Source organism: Faecalibacterium sp. 3, from assembly GCF_048323735.1.
GTDB lineage: Bacteria > Bacillota > Clostridia > Oscillospirales > Ruminococcaceae > Faecalibacterium > Faecalibacterium wellingii.
Window position 1 is genome coordinate 59,385 of record NZ_JBLWFN010000001.1, and the last position, 14,283, is coordinate 73,667.

A 14,283-nucleotide genomic window follows, 5' to 3' on the forward strand; every position below is an offset into this window, starting at 1 on the left:
TTTTCTTTGGTTGCGATATGAGCCTGTTCCGCCTGCCATGCAGCAAATTCCCGTTGACCTTCCTCGCTGTTCCAGCAGGCAAGGATCGCCGGATAGAATGCCCGTGCCAGTCGTTCGATGGCTTCATCGGGGTAAGGGGAAATATTTGTGGACTTTTTCTTTTTGTTCAAACGCACACTCCTTTGGATTTCTGTTGACAGCATACAATGTGCCTGTTGTTATGCTGTCTGCTCATCCTCTGCGAGCGCAGATTCCAGCGAAGCAAGGTACTCCTTGTGCTTGTGGATGATTTCGAGAATGACTTCTCGCTGTGCTGTGTCTGGCATAGTTCTCAGAAGATAGTCAAACTCTGTGCGGAAACGTGTTGTAACGTGTTCCAGTGCGACATAATCATGCCGCACTTCTTCCGGGTAAGCATCGCTGTCGTAAACCGATTCGATTTTCTGAAACGGCAATACAGGTGCCTTTCCCGGTTCCCGGATGATGCCATCGGCATCCGGTTTCGGTTCAACTTTCAGTTCCGGGTGCAGGATTTCCTGCAAGGTCTGTGCGCGGGCATCATAGTTGGCTCGTGCAAGGCGGTGCATATCAGCCTTGCTGACTTTTACCTGTTTGTTCAGAATCTTCTCCCGCATACCGGGAATCAGGGATTCAGCAATTTCAACACCTTTCATGTACTTCGATGCGCGAAGTACAGTTGCCTTGCTTACACCATTTTCCTCTGCGATTCGTTCGCAGGTTTTCATGGCTTCACCGGAGTTATCAGTTTGAGAACTCCGGTGAAATCGGCCATTTTCATCATGCGATTCTTTGCGGGCTTCGCCATGAGAGGATTTTTCCGCTTCATATTGCTTCCCGATGAGGAACAGCTTCTGCTCCGGGGTGAGGTTGCGCCGCCCCAACTGATTCTTGCAGATCCATGCGAGGACTTCTTCTCTGCTTTCAAATCGGAGCGGCATGGTGGAAAAGCAAATCTCCGGGTGCTTCTGGAGAATTGCATAACGATTGTGGCCGTCAACGAGGGTGTTGTTCCAGACGATCAAAGGAGAGAGCAGCTTGCCTTCCTTGAGGATGTTTTCTTCAAGCTGCTTGTACTCATCGTCCGTCAGCGGCGGGATCTGATTCTGGAACTCCGGGTCGATTTTCAGATTGATCATACGCACAACTCCTTATCTCTCGTGATGTTGCGTCCGTTCGTCCTCCCGGAAGAACAGGGCAACATTCTGTTTTGCATCTTTCAGCTTGAGCAGTTCGATCTTGGCTTCCTTGTACTGCTCATAGAACTGGGCCTTTTCGGAAGCAAGAGCGCAGTATTCCGCTTCCAGCTTGTTCGGACTTGGCAGTTTAGTGATGTTGTTTGCCTTGAGATAGGCTGCTGCTGTCCGGTATGCTGTCAGCTCTGCACGATGCTGTTCTTCAAAGGTTGCGGGGGATTTGGCAGCGTTCCGTTTCTGCGCGAGCGGTCGGTACTGCTTGTAGGAAGCAGCATAACGGCGCAGTGTTTGGTTGTTTGCCATGCGGGTTTCGAGGTCTTTCACTACGGCCAGCGATTCATGGAACTTGGTGTCAAGCTCTGCAATTCTCTGGTCGAGTGCGTCCTCGTTGAGCAGACCTTTCTCCTGCAAAAGAATCAAGGTCTGCGCCATGGCTTTGAGGTTGTGCTTCTTCGCCCAACGCTCATAGCCGATGCCCTTGCCCTGCTTCAGTTTTGCCTGAATGTCCACCAGCTTCTTGATTCGGTCGGGTTTTTCCTCAAGATTGCTGTGGAGGATAATGGGCTGGCTCTTGGCATTTTCTTTCAAGGTGGCAAGCACGAGTTCTTTCTCAAACTTGTCACCGAGGCTGTGCGCCCGGATAAACTTCTTTCTTCCGGCTGGCAGGTAGCTGAGCCGCCCACGGCTTTTCTTGACCGTGATGCCGTACTGCTGCAAGAGCCTGTCCGAGAAATCTTCAAAGCTCGCTGCATTGTCCAGCACATCCGAGATCTGTTTCCGCAAAGTCTCCTTTGCGGTTTCAAACTCCGTTTGTGTAGGCTGCTGTCCGGCGGCAAGCAGGGCAGCGTTTTCACGGTCGAGTTTCATTTGACTGCGCCGTTTCATCCAGTATTCACGCTCGCTCACACGCTTTTTCGAGCTGAGCAGGTCGATCTGGTACAGCTTGGCATCCTGACACATTTCCATGACTGCGACACGCAGGTGCCGCATGGTCTGGGCTGTGCTGGAATGCTTCATGCCCTCACGCCAGTCACGGGGCTTTTGCATATAGGGCTTGCGCTCCACTTCTCGTGTCCGGACGCTGCCGATCACGATGTGGACATGGATATTTCCCGAATGGTTGTGTCCGTCCGGGTGGGTGCAGACGATAGCAGGATGACCGGGAAAGTTCTCTTTGCAGAAGTTCAGGCCGAGGGCCTGTGCCTTTTCCATCGTCAGCCCATTTTCGGCTGCATCCCGCGGGTCGAAGCTGATGATATACTGGTGACTCTTGATGTCATCCGGGTGGTTGTTCTTGTCGTACTTCCGGTTTGCCAGCAGGCAGGCCATTGCAAACGAGGCTTCGCCGCATTCAAGGGTGTCCAGAATGTACGATTCCCGCAGCTTGGGTCTGCTCTGTTCATCCAGAATTTTCTTGCCGGAAAATTCATCGTGCTGGTAAACCAGATAGGTCTCAGCGGCAGAGTAGTCCGAATTTTTAGAGGAGATATGCTTCAGCGTTGCCATACAGTTTACCCAGAACTTTCTCGGCGTTGAGCCGGAAGGCAGTCAGGTCTGCAAGTTCGTCCAGAAGTTTCGCCCGGAGCTGTTCGGTGTCTGCTCCGCCGGAGTTGAAGTGTCGTGCGAGTTGGTTCAGGTTGCCGCCCACCCTGCTGCACTGGGCAAGCAGAGTGGAAACGGCAGTCAGGGTTTCTTCTCCGCCGCCGGCAACGACAACGGTGCGCTCGATCTTCGCATTGTGCAGCGCACGGCGGATGAGGGTGGACAGGGAGAGATGAAGGAGTTTTGCTGTGCATTGGAGTTCCATCTTTTCAGTTTCCGTCACACGGAACTTGATGATGTGCGTTTTGTTGTTCGGCGTGTCGTGGCGGTGGGTCGTGCTGGGTTTCGTTTTGACATTCGTTTTGTTCATTGAACCTCCTGTCGTTTCGCTAGCTCCTCGGTGGAGCTATGTAAGCACGACACGCCGTTCTTTCGCACCGCAAGGTGCGAATATGAGCAGGGTTTGGGGCAGGTACGCCCCAACAAGATCACATCAAAACTCGCAAGAGTTGCAGATGTGAAGTCCCGGTGGAGCACAACATTTTCAAGAATTGAAAATTTGTGGCCACGGGACGGTTCTTGCTCTCCACCGCTGCGCTCAAAACGCATTTCCGAAAGTTGTTTCCGAATTGTTAAGACGCAAAAATAAGTAGAGAGTTCCGCTGCTCGTGTATGTTGATCGCCGTTTGCTCCGAACGAAGTTCCTGCCCCTGTTTTGCAGCGGCGTTGGCCGAAAAGCCGGTATCACGCTCGGACGGCTCATGAAATTCTCAAGGTACGGCTTCCCCAAAAAGAAAATACCGCCCACGCAGTACAGGCGAAGGATTTTGTCGGGTGAAACAGACGGCAAAATGATCGGGTGTGTTGCGGGGCGGTAAATCTTCGCAGGAAATAAAACCGCACAGAATCGTTTCTTTACAGAAATCGCTGTGGATTTGTTGGGAATGATAACATAAGTATTGATGTGTGTCAACACTTCAGGATAATGAATACATCAGATGAATGAAACACACAAAGTACAAGCAAAAGCAAAGCAATGTTTTAGGAGAATGTTTTAATTTTCGCAGTTCAGGCGGACTTGGACGGTAAACACACCGTCTTTCTTTTTCGTATAGAAGTCACCATGGTTCTCCTGAACGATACGATTTATATTTTTTAGTCCGTAACCGTGATACTCTCCGATGCGGATTCCGCGAGAAGTATCACTGTATGGGTTTTCCAGCCGATAGAAGAGGCTTCGATACTGCTTGCGCAGCTGTAGATGAATGATTCTCTGTTCCGCTGGCAGGTCGCAACAGGCTTCGATGGCATTGTCAAATGTGTTTCCGATAATGATGCTCAAAGACAACGATGAGATCGTCAGGACTTCAGGAATCGTCACATCCAGTTTGACGTTGATGTTATTCCTTTCCGCAATTCGTAAGTAATAATTCAAAAGAGCATCAACAACAGGATTTCCGACCGCAGAAATATTTGTGGAACGCTCGAAAACATCCGTGGCAGCCTGCGCAATCTTGTGAAGTTCTTCGGTATCACCGTGTTCTGCAACTGCCTGCATCGCCAGGATGTATTTCTTCACATCATGCCGCAGAGAACGGACTTCTTCCTGGCGTTCTTTGAGCTGCTGGTAGTATTCCATTTGAAGATTGTACTGCTGTTCGTTGAACTTAACTTTGAATTTTTCCAGTTCATTTTCCCGGAGAGCTTCCACATAGAACACGATCAGGATGTTTATAAGGAGAAGCACCGCCATAAGACCGACCATATAATCCGGGAAATACTCATCCGCAGTATGATACTGTGCCACATAACAGACAGCAATACTTGCGATTTGAATCGCAATGATCGGCAGCAGCCATAGGATACGCAGAGCATTTCCTTTTCGGCTGAAAAAATGTGAGATCAGGACTACGAGTGGAATTTGAATCAGGTTTGAAAAAACAACATAGACCAACCGTGCTGCCCCAGCCTGCATTAGAATGTCGGTATCCGGGATACGCAGCCCAATCAGAAGCATTGCAAGCACTTCCACCAAAGCAATCAGTGTGAAGAAAGCTCCGCTTGCAAAAACCGCCTGCCACGGTCGAACCTCATAGAACAGCAATGCAAGGAAAAATCCGCCAACTAAAAGATAGATCGTGCGCTGCGTCACCCAATCCGGGAATAAACTCAAAGCACACTGCCCAGCAATCAAGAGTGCAACATAGGCATAGAACCACCTTGAGACGGGCTCCTTTTTGGGAAACAGCCGACCGATAAAAAGCAGCAACAGGGCAATGTTGGCAAAGCTCCCTGCAAACTCAACGAAATAATAAAGCATCATCTTCCCAAATAAGCGTTGAAGATCTGATTGAACTCCTGACGCTTCCTCCTGCTGATCGGCAGCTGATGTCCGCTGGAAAGAAAAACAGCGGTTCCCGTAGCGTAAACAATGTGTTCCATGTTGACGAGATAACTTTTGTGTGGTGACACAAAGCACCGTTTGGGAAGCTGCTCCAAGGCTTCAGGAATGCTCATTCGCAATGTAAGGTCTTGCTCCTTGCAGTGAATCAGAACTTTATGTTCGTGGCTTTCCAGAAAGTAAATGTCCGATGTTTCCAAGGACATGGTAACACCATCGTATTCGATCGTGAAATGTTTGGAGTTCAGTTCCTGAAGGACGGCATCCATTGCCGCAGCGAACAGCGTCTGATCCAAAGGTTTGACAAGGTAGCGGAATGCAATGCCATATCCCTGCACAGCGTACTCATGCCGCTTCGTGACAAATACCACCAAAGGATGCTTCTCCATCTGAATCAAAGACTGCGCCAGCTGAAAACCGTTGGATGGCATCTCGATATCGAGAAGAAGCAGATCAAAGGATTTCTTCTGCATTTGCAATTCGCTCAGAAGTTCGTTTCCATCCATGTAAGTTTCAATGTCAAAGCAGCCTTGCACATCGTACTGCTGGACGCTTTGAACAATGCCATCAAGGTCTGATTTCTCATCATCGCAGACTGCAACGTGGTACTTCAGCATTTCGACAACCTCCACAAAATAATGTCCTGCTACTATTATAGACTGTGCAAAGGCTCCTTACAAGTAGCCTGACCTACCACTTTTGTCACCAGAACGACCAGTTTTGCCAAACCTCTTGATTTTGCTGAAATTTATGATACAGTGAAGCAAAAATCAGAAGATAAGGTGGCGCAACTGCAATGTGGGAACGCACGCTGTCTCAAAAATCAGTCCGTCTTTTCTGCGAGCAAAAAGTGATAGATGAAGCAAAGGCGGATGCGTATGTCTATGGGTACGAGTTGCTCATATCATCTGTTGTGAGCGTTCTGCTTGTTGTTTTAATCGCTGTTGTGTGTGGTGATGTGCGGTACGCACTTTCATTTTTGATTGGGTTTATCCCACAGCGAATCTACATTGGCGGATACCATGCAACATCGCACACCAGATGCTATTTGGCATTCTCCGGACTGGCACTTATCTGCATTTTGCTAAGTAAGGCAATCGCAGCAAATCACCTTTTCCGTATCCTGACAACAGTAGCTCTTTTGGGCATCTCTATCTTTCTCTCACCTATCGAAGCAAAGAATAAGCCTTTAAGTGAAAAGAAGCGGTCAAGTTACAAGATGGTCGCATCTGTTCTTTCGTCAATAGATTTCCTGCTTGCCATTTTTAATGTGCTTCCGTATACACGTCATGTAGTTTGCTACTATCTCTCCAAATGGGTATTGATTGTATTCTCAACAATTCCTTTGGTTCAACAAAAATTTAATGCCAACTTTTGTAGATAGGGAGGTGATAACATGAAAAAAAACAAATGGGTGCTGCTTCTTATCGCTTTTGTTGCATTTTTGGTATTGGTTTATTTTATTGGTGCTTGCCTTAATGCAACGGCAGAGGCATTGACAATTATTTCGCTCTGCATCGGCATACTGGTCATTTATTTAGTCGTAAAAGCAATCAAATCAAAATAAGGAAAGGAAAATGTGATCATGAGTACAAGAAAATTCATCAAAAAACTTACGGCGAGTCTGCTTTTTATTGCGGTTGTAATGTCGTTTGGCGTTCAGTCTGCCTTCGCTGAATCGAATTCACCGAAAGCTACCGTTAAGAACAATGTTGTTACTTTTAGCAATCTCGATCAACTGAAGGCAAACGAGAAGCTCGCAATTGCGGTAGTTGACAGTAATGGTGATCCAGCAACTATTACTATCGAGTCAGTGGACAATTCAATTTCTCGTGTAGCGAAATCGTCGAATTCTTGGAAGGTTTCGTATAAGGGAGTGGTGATTCATGCATATTTTTATATGACAGTGACGAATAACAAAGTCACAAATGCATGGGACTATTCGATTACAACTTTGGGTTCCACATATAGTGATGCAAGTTTGACGTATAACTCCAGTTCGGCAAAACTCACCTTTACCAGTAACGCTTATAATGGTATTGCTTCTCATACTTGCTGGCTGAAGGGAACTCCTCGCGGAACAAACAATGAAGTCGATGTAACGTATTCTATGTAATGTGGAGGACAATATGAAACAGAATTCACAAAAACTGATTTTTTTCCTGAGTAAAATTACATGTGCTTTTGCAATGGCGATTGCAGTCTTAAGTGTGAATAGCACCTGCTGCTTTACAGCGTATCAGCCGGATGTCCCTGAATCGCTTGATCGCAACTAAACTCATATGATAGACATTATATCAAAAACGATGTGAGGTGATAGAATATGAAAGATGTATCTCGAAGAGAATTCTTGAAAACTTTATGTTTAGGCATAACAGTAGCCGCTTTACAAAATTTGCCAATGACAACGGCTTTTGCAGACAGTGCAATCAGTAAAACAAAAATTATTTCTAAAAGCGACCGTGAAAATTTGGTGGCTACTGTTGCAAGAACTGTGCAAGTGTCCTACAAAATAGATAAAAATACGATCATTGAAGTAACTCGCTTTACTGATATTGATGGACAAAATGTTACCTTGAACCGGAGCGTTAAAGAAGATGGTACAGGTGAACTTGTCTATACGAAAGCCCAAAAAACGAAAAAAAGCAAATTGACCAATCAAAGCTATGATGTCTTTTTGAAATTAGCAACTTCAAAATCTATGCCTCAAACAAGGGGAGCCACTGTTGGAAGTGATGTTACAGGATCACAGTATAAGCATATATTTGTATCAAATCTCAGCTATACAATTGACAATACGGCGATTGCGCAAATTGAGATTGGTGGAGTTGAAACTGCAGCAAGCCTTTTAATTACTGGGTTGCACTTGCCGGGAAGCACTGCTGTTACGGTTGGATCCTTTTTGGTTAGTGTGGTTCTAGCTACTTCTCCATCGAAAGTTGTTATAAATCAATCGCTGTATGAAGTCCATTTCGCATATGATAATAGCTACTATACCCATTGCTATCATGATATTTTGTATTCGTATGATTCCGGTGGACACCTTATGGATACTACAAAATCGTACCATCAAGCTGTGGGAGGCTAAGAATGAAAAAAGGCAAAAGCAACTTTTTTCTTATTGCTCCTTTTGCCCTTTGGGGCTGCATTTCAGTATGGACTAGTAATCTTGTCCGATTGACAGATAAAAGCGCAGTACCTTATGCTTGGGCTTCTTTGTTTTTCTCATATGGAATCGTAGCAGTGCATTATATCCAAGTGGCAGTATCCTCCAAAGGCTGTAACAATGCCGAAAACGAAAAAATTGCATGGGTTCAGCTTGGGCTTTCAACTTTGTTCTTGATAGTAGCTGTTGTTCTAGCTATTCAATGAAGGAAAGCAAAGTAATCACCCAAAGCAGTGTAAGGTCACAATATTTTCTATTCCAGCAGTATTCTAGTAGTTTCAGCATTTGTATGGTTCACATTTATTTGCCGAGGAGTATACACCTGAAGGGGAAAATTTAATGAAGGTGATTCCAATGGAGCTTTAGTGTATTGAGTGAAGAAAAAAAATAAATTAGGAGGCAGTATACTATGACTAACAAAATCAAACGGCTGATTTCCATTCTATTGGTCACGGTTTTATTTCTCCTGACCATTCAGCCAGCATTTGCAACTGGAAATAAGAGAAAGATCGATGATTATTCGATAGAAGAACTTCTCAATCTTTCTGTGCAAGAACAAGAGAATCTCGGATTTTATGTTTTGGCCGAGGTTCCAATGCGCATTCCTGTTTCTAATACAGACGGCTCAAGAGTTGTATCGTATATTGATGGAACATGGAGAGTTCTTTATACAAAGGCCAATGGATTGGGCTTTTATATGAGTGGAACTACCGTCGGTATTGGCCCGGATTTAATAAAAAATGTTTCAGGAACGGATTACTACACGAGCTATTCCGATAACATCGAACGAAGCTGCCCATTTTCAACGACAGCACTAGTTCCAGAACAAAGTATATATAATACAACCTATACATATGACTTCTATGATGTTGGAACTTATCTTGATTGCAGCGTTGGGTGTTATTTTGGAGTGGTTGGCTCAAGCAAACCAATCTATTGGAGTGCAACTACACAAGTTACCATCCCGAAATTATGATTTTGACCAGCTATGGATGAAATTGTTTTTGAACCCAGTGATGTCAATATGTTAGCAGCTTTAGGCATCGTCGAAAGTGTAAAGTTGTTTCCGTTTATGTTATCAATGGGAGAACTTCAATATGCTTGCGATTCAGAATATCGTTGCAAACAATTCGTGAATTGCCTTTCAGAATATTATCCTGATAGCCAAATTGAAGCTAGACAACTGTGGTCGAAATATCATGGTACAGCGAATGCGGTTCAATGTGATATGATAAATCATAAGCCACTGCGTGTTTGGGTCAGGAGTTCTGCCGATTGTTGGTGCGGCATTTATTATATTTGTTACTATGCAGCAAAGTATGGTACAAATAGAATTTTGCTTGCATCCAGAGAAGGTCTGAAAGAATTTATGGAAGGGAAAACCGATAAGATCTCACAAAAGTATTTGACGGAAGAAACTATTACTGAGTATGCCAAAAGATGGGGAAAGCTATTAAACGAAAACACCTCCATGCGTATTTGGCATGCGAACGATGTTAAAAGCGTTAACATAGATTATTTCGACCAGAGAATTATTAGTTTAGTATCGAGAATTCCTATTTCGGTTGGTGAACTTACCGCAGACGTATTAAAAGCGATTTCTGCTCCGGTAAGTGACTGGTATGTCATGAAACGCATAGAAGCACTTTTGAAAAAGGGTGTTCTTCAAGTCGTTATTCCAAACAAAATCTTTTATAATACCATCGTCCAGCTAAACGAAGAATAAAGGAATCCGAGCAAGTCGGCCCAACAGTCACCTCATTTCAACGAGAGGGGTGGCTGTTGGGTCAATTGTTCAAAAAGAAAAACTGAAGATAATAAAAAGTCTTGATTTCTCCATCAAAACATGGTATATACATTATACGAAACAGTGCTTTGAAAGAACGCTCCACCGTTCAATGACGTGTAAAGAGAGGTGCTTGCCATGACCGCTGTGATCTACGCCCGCTATTCCAGTGATAACCAGCGCGAAGAATCCATCGAAGGCCAGATTCGTGAATGCACGGCCTATGCCGAAAAGAATGACATCACTATCGTCAAGCACTACATTGACCGCGCCATCTCTGCCAAGACGGATAATCGCCCTCAATTCCAACAGATGATAAAGGACAGCGACAAGAAGCTGTTTGATATTGTTCTGGTCTGGAAACTTGACCGCTTTGCCCGGAATCGCTACGACAGTGCCCGGTATAAGACCCAGCTGAAGAAGAACGGTGTCAAGCTCATGTCGGCTACGGAGATCATCTCCGAGGGGCCAGAGGGTATTATTCTGGAATCGGTTCTGGAGGGCTATGCAGAATACTACTCTGCCGACCTTGCCGAAAAGGTTGTCCGTGGACAGACAGAGAACATCCTGAAAGGCCGCTGCAACGGTGGTCGTGGAACGTTTGGATATACGCTGGATTCCGAGCGGAAATTTCACATCGACCCGCTTGCCTCCCCTTTCGTGCTGGAATCGTTCACGAAGTATCGGGATGGCCTCACGATGAAAGAGATTCGGGACTGGCTGAATGAAAACGGCATCAAGAACCCGGTCGGAGGCGAATTTACTTACAACAGCGTGGAGCACATGCTCAAAAACCGGCGTTATATCGGAGAACTGAAATTCCGGGATGTGGTCGTGCCGGATGCGATTCCGCCCATCGTGCCGCTGGAACTGTTCGATGATGTGCAGGAAAAGATTGCCAAAAACAAGAAAGCCCCTGCCCGAAGAAAGGCAGAGGACGATTACCTGCTGACAACCAAGCTGCACTGTGGTTGCTGCGGTGCGCTGATGTTTGGCGAAAGCGGCACAAGCCGGACGGGAGAAGTCCACCGCTACTATAAATGTGCCACGGCCAAAAAGAAGAAGGGCTGCAAGAAGAAAACTGTCCGCAAACAGTGGCTGGAAGATCTGGTGGTGAACCAGACCATGCAGCTTGTCCGGGACGATGCCGCCATGGAATCTATCATCGCCAAGGTGATGGAACTGCAAAACAAGGAGAATACCAACATTCCCCTTTATGAAAAGCAGCTCCGGGATGCGGAATCGGGTATCCAGAATATGCTGAATGCGATTCAGGCTGGAATCCTGACCAGTTCCACCAAGGAGCGGTTGGAGCAACTGGAAGAAACCAAGCGTGAGCTTGAAGCCCGCATTGCAGAAGAAAAGCTGGCAAAGCCCAAGGTCACGGAGGAGTTCATTCGCTTTTGGCTGCTGCGGTTCCGTAAACTCAACATGAATCAGAAAGACCAGCGGCAGGCACTGGTGGACACGTTCATCAATTCGATTTACCTGTACGATGATAAGGTTTTGATAACCTTCAACTATAAAGAAGGAACACAGACCGTGACTTTTGGAGAAGCGACGGAAGTTGCATCCGAGGGAAATGGTTCGGATTTGGATTGCATTCCTGCACCAAGAAAAACCAGTACACAATGTGTACTGGTTTTTCTTTTTCGGTGCGGAAGAGGACTTGAACAGCACGGCCCCACCGCAGGCGGGGCAACAAAAGCCCCAGTGGGGCTTTTGTTAGTGCGCGGTTCCCAACCTGTAGGAATGTCTACCGGGAGGCAGACTGTCCACTGTCTTTTTTGTTTTACACGGCAGTTTCCCTTTAGCAGTAACTGCGGATAAGAGGACTTGAACAGCAACGACGACGACCGCAGCCAGCGGCTGAAGCAGGGAGGAGTTGTTGGGGCCGCGTTCTGATTTTTCAAAGCCCTGCCAAGGGGCTGAAGAAAAATCAGTAAACGCAACCCGTAAGGCTCTGACCACCAGATTCCGCTGCGGTTCCCAACCTGTAGGAATGTCTACCGGGAGGCCTGCCGCTAAAATTGAAAAAACACCGCCTATCTGCGTAATGAAACGCAGGTGGGCGGTGTTTTGCTCTACTGGCGTAGGACTTGCATCGGATACAGCTCATGCAAGGCTTTCAATGATCTCCGCACACTTTTCAATGCCGATGACCCCGCTATCCAGCGCAATATGATAGTTGGCGGCATCGCCCCATTTCATATCGGTGTAGAAGCGGTAGTAGGCAGCGCGGCGCTTATCCTTCTCCTTCAGACGGGCCTCGGGAGATTTCTCCCGCTCCCCGTAGACCCGCACGATGCGGTCAGCCCGGAACTTCATGTCCGCGTGGACAAAGACCTTCAGGCAGTCGGTGCGGTCCTGCAGGATAAAATCGGCGCAGCGTCCTACGATGACGCAGGGCTCTTTTTCTGCCAGCTCCCGGATGATCCGGTATTGCAGCTTCCAAAGCAGGTCCTCGTTGGTGAGGCCGAAGCTGCGGTCGGTAAAGGCAGAGGTAAGGAAGCCGCCGGGGGTGTACTCTCCGGCCTCCTTGATGTAGCTCTCGTCAAAGCCGCTTTCAGTAGCCAGTTTCTGGATCAGTTCGGCGTCGTAGCACTGGATGCCCAGATGCTCTGCCACCAGCTTTCCGATGGTCCTGCCGCCGCTGCCAAACTCGCGGCTGATGGTGATGATGCGTTTTTCCATTAGAGTTCTCCTTTCCCGTTCAGTTCACGGTAGGTCTTGCAGATCAGATAGCCTGCGATCAGGAAGGTGAGGATATCCGACATGGGCATGGAGTACAGCACGCCGTCCAGCCCGAAGAACCGGGGCAGCAGCAGGGCAAAGCCCACGCCGAACACCACCTCACGCACCATGGACAGGGCGGTGGATTCTGCCGCCTTGCCCATGGCCTGCAAAAAGATGAAGCAGGCCTTGTTGACACAGGCCAGAACGATCATGCACAGGTAGATGCGGAAGGACTTCACGGCAAAGTCTGTGTAGTAGACGCTCTCGTTGGCAGCACCGAACAGGGCGATCAGCTGACGCGGGAAGCCCTCCACCAGCACCAGCGCAACAACGCCCACGGCCGCTTCTGCCAGCAGCAGCTTGGTGAACAGTTCCTTCACACGGGCGGGCTTTTTAGCACCCATGTTGAATCCCACCACGGGGATGCAGCCAGCCGCCATGCCCACCACAATGGAGATGACGATCTGGAAGAACTTCATCACGATGCCCACCACCGCCATGGGGATCTGGGCGTACTGCTCCTGCCCGAACACGGCGTCCAGTGCGCCGTATTTGCGGATCATGTTGTTGATGGCTGCCATTGCCGCCACAAGGCTGATCTGGGACAGAAAGCTGGTCATGCCAAGGGTCAGGGTACGGCCGCAGATAGAGCCTTTCAAGCGGTAGTCACCCTTTTCAGGACGGATGATCTTCATGTGCAGCAGATACCACACTGCCAGCGCTGCGGTGACCAGCTGACCGATCACGGTAGCCACTGCCGCGCCCATCATGCCCCAGCGGAAGCCGAAAATGAAGATGGGGTCCAGTATGATGTTCAGCACCGCACCCGCAAGGGTGGAGATCATGGCAAAACGGGGGTTGCCATCCGCGCGGATGATGGGGTTCATGGCCTGCCCGAACATATAAAAGGGGACGCCCAGCGTGATATAGAAGAAATATTCCTGGGAGTGGTGATAGGTCTCGGCGTTCACCGTTCCGCCGAACATGGCGAGAATGTTGTCTGCAAAAATCAGATAGAGCGCGGCCAGCACAATGCTGCTGACCAGACACATCACCACTGCGTTGCCGACGCTCCGCTTTGCCTTGGGGACCTCGTTCTGTCCAAGGCTGATGCTGACGAAGGCGCAGCAGCCGTCACCGATCATCACGGCAATGGCCAGCGCTACCACCGTCAGCGGAAATACGACCGTGTTGGCGGCGTTGCCGTAGGAGCCCAGATAGCTGGCGTTTGCAATAAAGATCTGGTCCACGATATTATACAGCGCGCCCACCAGAAGCGAAATAATGCACGGGATTGCGTATTTCTGCATCAGCTTGCCGATGCGCTCCGTGCCGAGAAATTGATTGGAACTTTCCATGGGATTCACCTTTACCTTTCCATTTTGGGGCAAACAAAAACAACGGGCAGCCCTCATGCAACCGGTTTTACGCATGAGTG

General features: G+C 47.8%; 16 protein-coding genes. 9 read left to right on the forward strand and 7 right to left on the reverse strand.

What is annotated here, in order from left to right:
* Positions 1–218: 218 nt before the first annotated feature.
* The 5 genes from ACNSPV_RS00260 to ACNSPV_RS00280 form a co-directional block, all read right to left on the reverse strand.
* Positions 219–1,157, reverse strand: a complete 939-nt coding sequence (locus ACNSPV_RS00260) for a hypothetical protein (RefSeq protein WP_005922692.1) — start codon at positions 1,155–1,157, stop codon at positions 219–221.
* Between the two features lie 12 nt (positions 1,158–1,169).
* Entirely contained in the window at positions 1,170–2,720 is a 1,551-nt protein-coding gene (locus ACNSPV_RS00265) for a relaxase/mobilization nuclease domain-containing protein (protein ID WP_348585011.1), read from the reverse strand.
* Positions 2,692–3,126 (reverse strand): plasmid mobilization protein, encoded by a 435-nt coding sequence (locus ACNSPV_RS00270; RefSeq protein WP_348585010.1) that lies wholly within the window; start codon positions 3,124–3,126, stop codon positions 2,692–2,694. The genes ACNSPV_RS00265 and ACNSPV_RS00270 overlap by 29 nt, the downstream gene beginning before the upstream one ends.
* A gap of 684 nt (positions 3,127–3,810) precedes the next feature.
* The gene (locus ACNSPV_RS00275) at positions 3,811–5,079 is read right to left on the reverse strand and encodes a GHKL domain-containing protein (RefSeq protein WP_348585009.1); all 1,269 of its coding nucleotides are present in this window, start codon (positions 5,077–5,079) and stop codon (positions 3,811–3,813) included.
* On the reverse strand, positions 5,076–5,774 hold the full coding sequence (locus ACNSPV_RS00280) for a LytTR family DNA-binding domain-containing protein (protein ID WP_348585008.1): 699 nt from the start codon (positions 5,772–5,774) through the stop codon (positions 5,076–5,078). The genes ACNSPV_RS00275 and ACNSPV_RS00280 overlap by 4 nt, the downstream gene beginning before the upstream one ends.
* A gap of 179 nt (positions 5,775–5,953) precedes the next feature.
* Here ACNSPV_RS00280 and ACNSPV_RS00285 point away from each other — a divergent pair, with 179 nt between their 5' ends.
* From ACNSPV_RS00285 to ACNSPV_RS00325, 9 genes are all read left to right on the forward strand, one after another.
* Positions 5,954–6,541: an accessory gene regulator B family protein gene (locus tag ACNSPV_RS00285; RefSeq protein WP_005924490.1), complete on the forward strand. Its 588-nt coding sequence runs from the start codon at positions 5,954–5,956 to the stop codon at positions 6,539–6,541.
* 12 nt (positions 6,542–6,553) lie between these two features.
* Positions 6,554–6,724: a hypothetical protein gene (locus tag ACNSPV_RS00290; RefSeq protein WP_005924488.1), complete on the forward strand. Its 171-nt coding sequence runs from the start codon at positions 6,554–6,556 to the stop codon at positions 6,722–6,724.
* Positions 6,725–6,742: 18 nt separating this feature from the next.
* The gene (locus ACNSPV_RS00295; RefSeq protein ID WP_005934533.1) at positions 6,743–7,273 is read left to right on the forward strand and encodes a DUF5626 family protein; all 531 of its coding nucleotides are present in this window, start codon (positions 6,743–6,745) and stop codon (positions 7,271–7,273) included.
* A 13-nt stretch (positions 7,274–7,286) separates the two neighbouring features.
* Positions 7,287–7,433, forward strand: coding sequence for a cyclic lactone autoinducer peptide (locus ACNSPV_RS00300; protein WP_081027705.1), 147 nt, complete (start codon positions 7,287–7,289; stop codon positions 7,431–7,433).
* Between the two features lie 47 nt (positions 7,434–7,480).
* On the forward strand, positions 7,481–8,245 hold the full coding sequence (locus tag ACNSPV_RS00305) for a hypothetical protein (protein WP_005934532.1): 765 nt from the start codon (positions 7,481–7,483) through the stop codon (positions 8,243–8,245).
* 2 nt (positions 8,246–8,247) lie between these two features.
* Positions 8,248–8,529, forward strand: a complete 282-nt coding sequence (locus ACNSPV_RS00310; RefSeq protein ID WP_005943373.1) for a hypothetical protein — start codon at positions 8,248–8,250, stop codon at positions 8,527–8,529.
* Positions 8,530–8,732: 203 nt separating this feature from the next.
* Entirely contained in the window at positions 8,733–9,299 is a 567-nt protein-coding gene (locus ACNSPV_RS00315; RefSeq protein WP_005934531.1) for a hypothetical protein, read from the forward strand.
* 12 nt (positions 9,300–9,311) lie between these two features.
* Positions 9,312–10,049 (forward strand): DUF3658 domain-containing protein, encoded by a 738-nt coding sequence (locus ACNSPV_RS00320; protein WP_223387800.1) that lies wholly within the window; start codon positions 9,312–9,314, stop codon positions 10,047–10,049.
* 198 nt (positions 10,050–10,247) lie between these two features.
* On the forward strand, positions 10,248–11,939 hold the full coding sequence (locus tag ACNSPV_RS00325; RefSeq protein ID WP_348585007.1) for a recombinase family protein: 1,692 nt from the start codon (positions 10,248–10,250) through the stop codon (positions 11,937–11,939).
* 285 nt (positions 11,940–12,224) lie between these two features.
* Here the strand turns inward: ACNSPV_RS00325 and ACNSPV_RS00330 are convergent, their stop codons facing one another.
* Both ACNSPV_RS00330 and ACNSPV_RS00335 read right to left on the reverse strand, forming a co-directional pair.
* Positions 12,225–12,803 (reverse strand): cytidylate kinase-like family protein, encoded by a 579-nt coding sequence (locus tag ACNSPV_RS00330; RefSeq protein ID WP_348585006.1) that lies wholly within the window; start codon positions 12,801–12,803, stop codon positions 12,225–12,227.
* The gene (locus ACNSPV_RS00335; protein WP_348585004.1) at positions 12,803–14,203 is read right to left on the reverse strand and encodes an MATE family efflux transporter; all 1,401 of its coding nucleotides are present in this window, start codon (positions 14,201–14,203) and stop codon (positions 12,803–12,805) included. Before ACNSPV_RS00335 ends, ACNSPV_RS00330 begins: the two co-directional genes overlap by 1 nt.
* Between the last annotated feature and the right edge of the window lie 80 nt (positions 14,204–14,283).

Bases quoted from the DNA above. Each gene is read 5' to 3' on its own strand.
- ACNSPV_RS00335 (WP_348585004.1), bottom strand. From the start codon at position 14,203: ATGGAAAGTTCCAATCAATTTCTCGGCACGGAGCGCATCGGCAAGCTG.
- ACNSPV_RS00315 (WP_005934531.1), top strand. From the start codon at position 8,733: ATGACTAACAAAATCAAACGGCTGATTTCCATTCTATTGGTCACGGTT.
- ACNSPV_RS00295 (WP_005934533.1), top strand. From the start codon at position 6,743: ATGAGTACAAGAAAATTCATCAAAAAACTTACGGCGAGTCTGCTTTTT.
- ACNSPV_RS00290 (WP_005924488.1), top strand. From the start codon at position 6,554: ATGAAAAAAAACAAATGGGTGCTGCTTCTTATCGCTTTTGTTGCATTT.
- ACNSPV_RS00325 (WP_348585007.1), top strand. From the start codon at position 10,248: ATGACCGCTGTGATCTACGCCCGCTATTCCAGTGATAACCAGCGCGAA.
- ACNSPV_RS00280 (WP_348585008.1), bottom strand. From the start codon at position 5,774: ATGCTGAAGTACCACGTTGCAGTCTGCGATGATGAGAAATCAGACCTT.
- ACNSPV_RS00275 (WP_348585009.1), bottom strand. From the start codon at position 5,079: ATGATGCTTTATTATTTCGTTGAGTTTGCAGGGAGCTTTGCCAACATT.
- ACNSPV_RS00260 (WP_005922692.1), bottom strand. From the start codon at position 1,157: ATGATCAATCTGAAAATCGACCCGGAGTTCCAGAATCAGATCCCGCCG.
- ACNSPV_RS00270 (WP_348585010.1), bottom strand. From the start codon at position 3,126: ATGAACAAAACGAATGTCAAAACGAAACCCAGCACGACCCACCGCCAC.
- ACNSPV_RS00310 (WP_005943373.1), top strand. From the start codon at position 8,248: ATGAAAAAAGGCAAAAGCAACTTTTTTCTTATTGCTCCTTTTGCCCTT.
- ACNSPV_RS00330 (WP_348585006.1), bottom strand. From the start codon at position 12,803: ATGGAAAAACGCATCATCACCATCAGCCGCGAGTTTGGCAGCGGCGGC.
- ACNSPV_RS00300 (WP_081027705.1), top strand. From the start codon at position 7,287: ATGAAACAGAATTCACAAAAACTGATTTTTTTCCTGAGTAAAATTACA.
- ACNSPV_RS00285 (WP_005924490.1), top strand. From the start codon at position 5,954: ATGTGGGAACGCACGCTGTCTCAAAAATCAGTCCGTCTTTTCTGCGAG.
- ACNSPV_RS00320 (WP_223387800.1), top strand. From the start codon at position 9,312: ATGGATGAAATTGTTTTTGAACCCAGTGATGTCAATATGTTAGCAGCT.
- ACNSPV_RS00265 (WP_348585011.1), bottom strand. From the start codon at position 2,720: ATGGCAACGCTGAAGCATATCTCCTCTAAAAATTCGGACTACTCTGCC.
- ACNSPV_RS00305 (WP_005934532.1), top strand. From the start codon at position 7,481: ATGAAAGATGTATCTCGAAGAGAATTCTTGAAAACTTTATGTTTAGGC.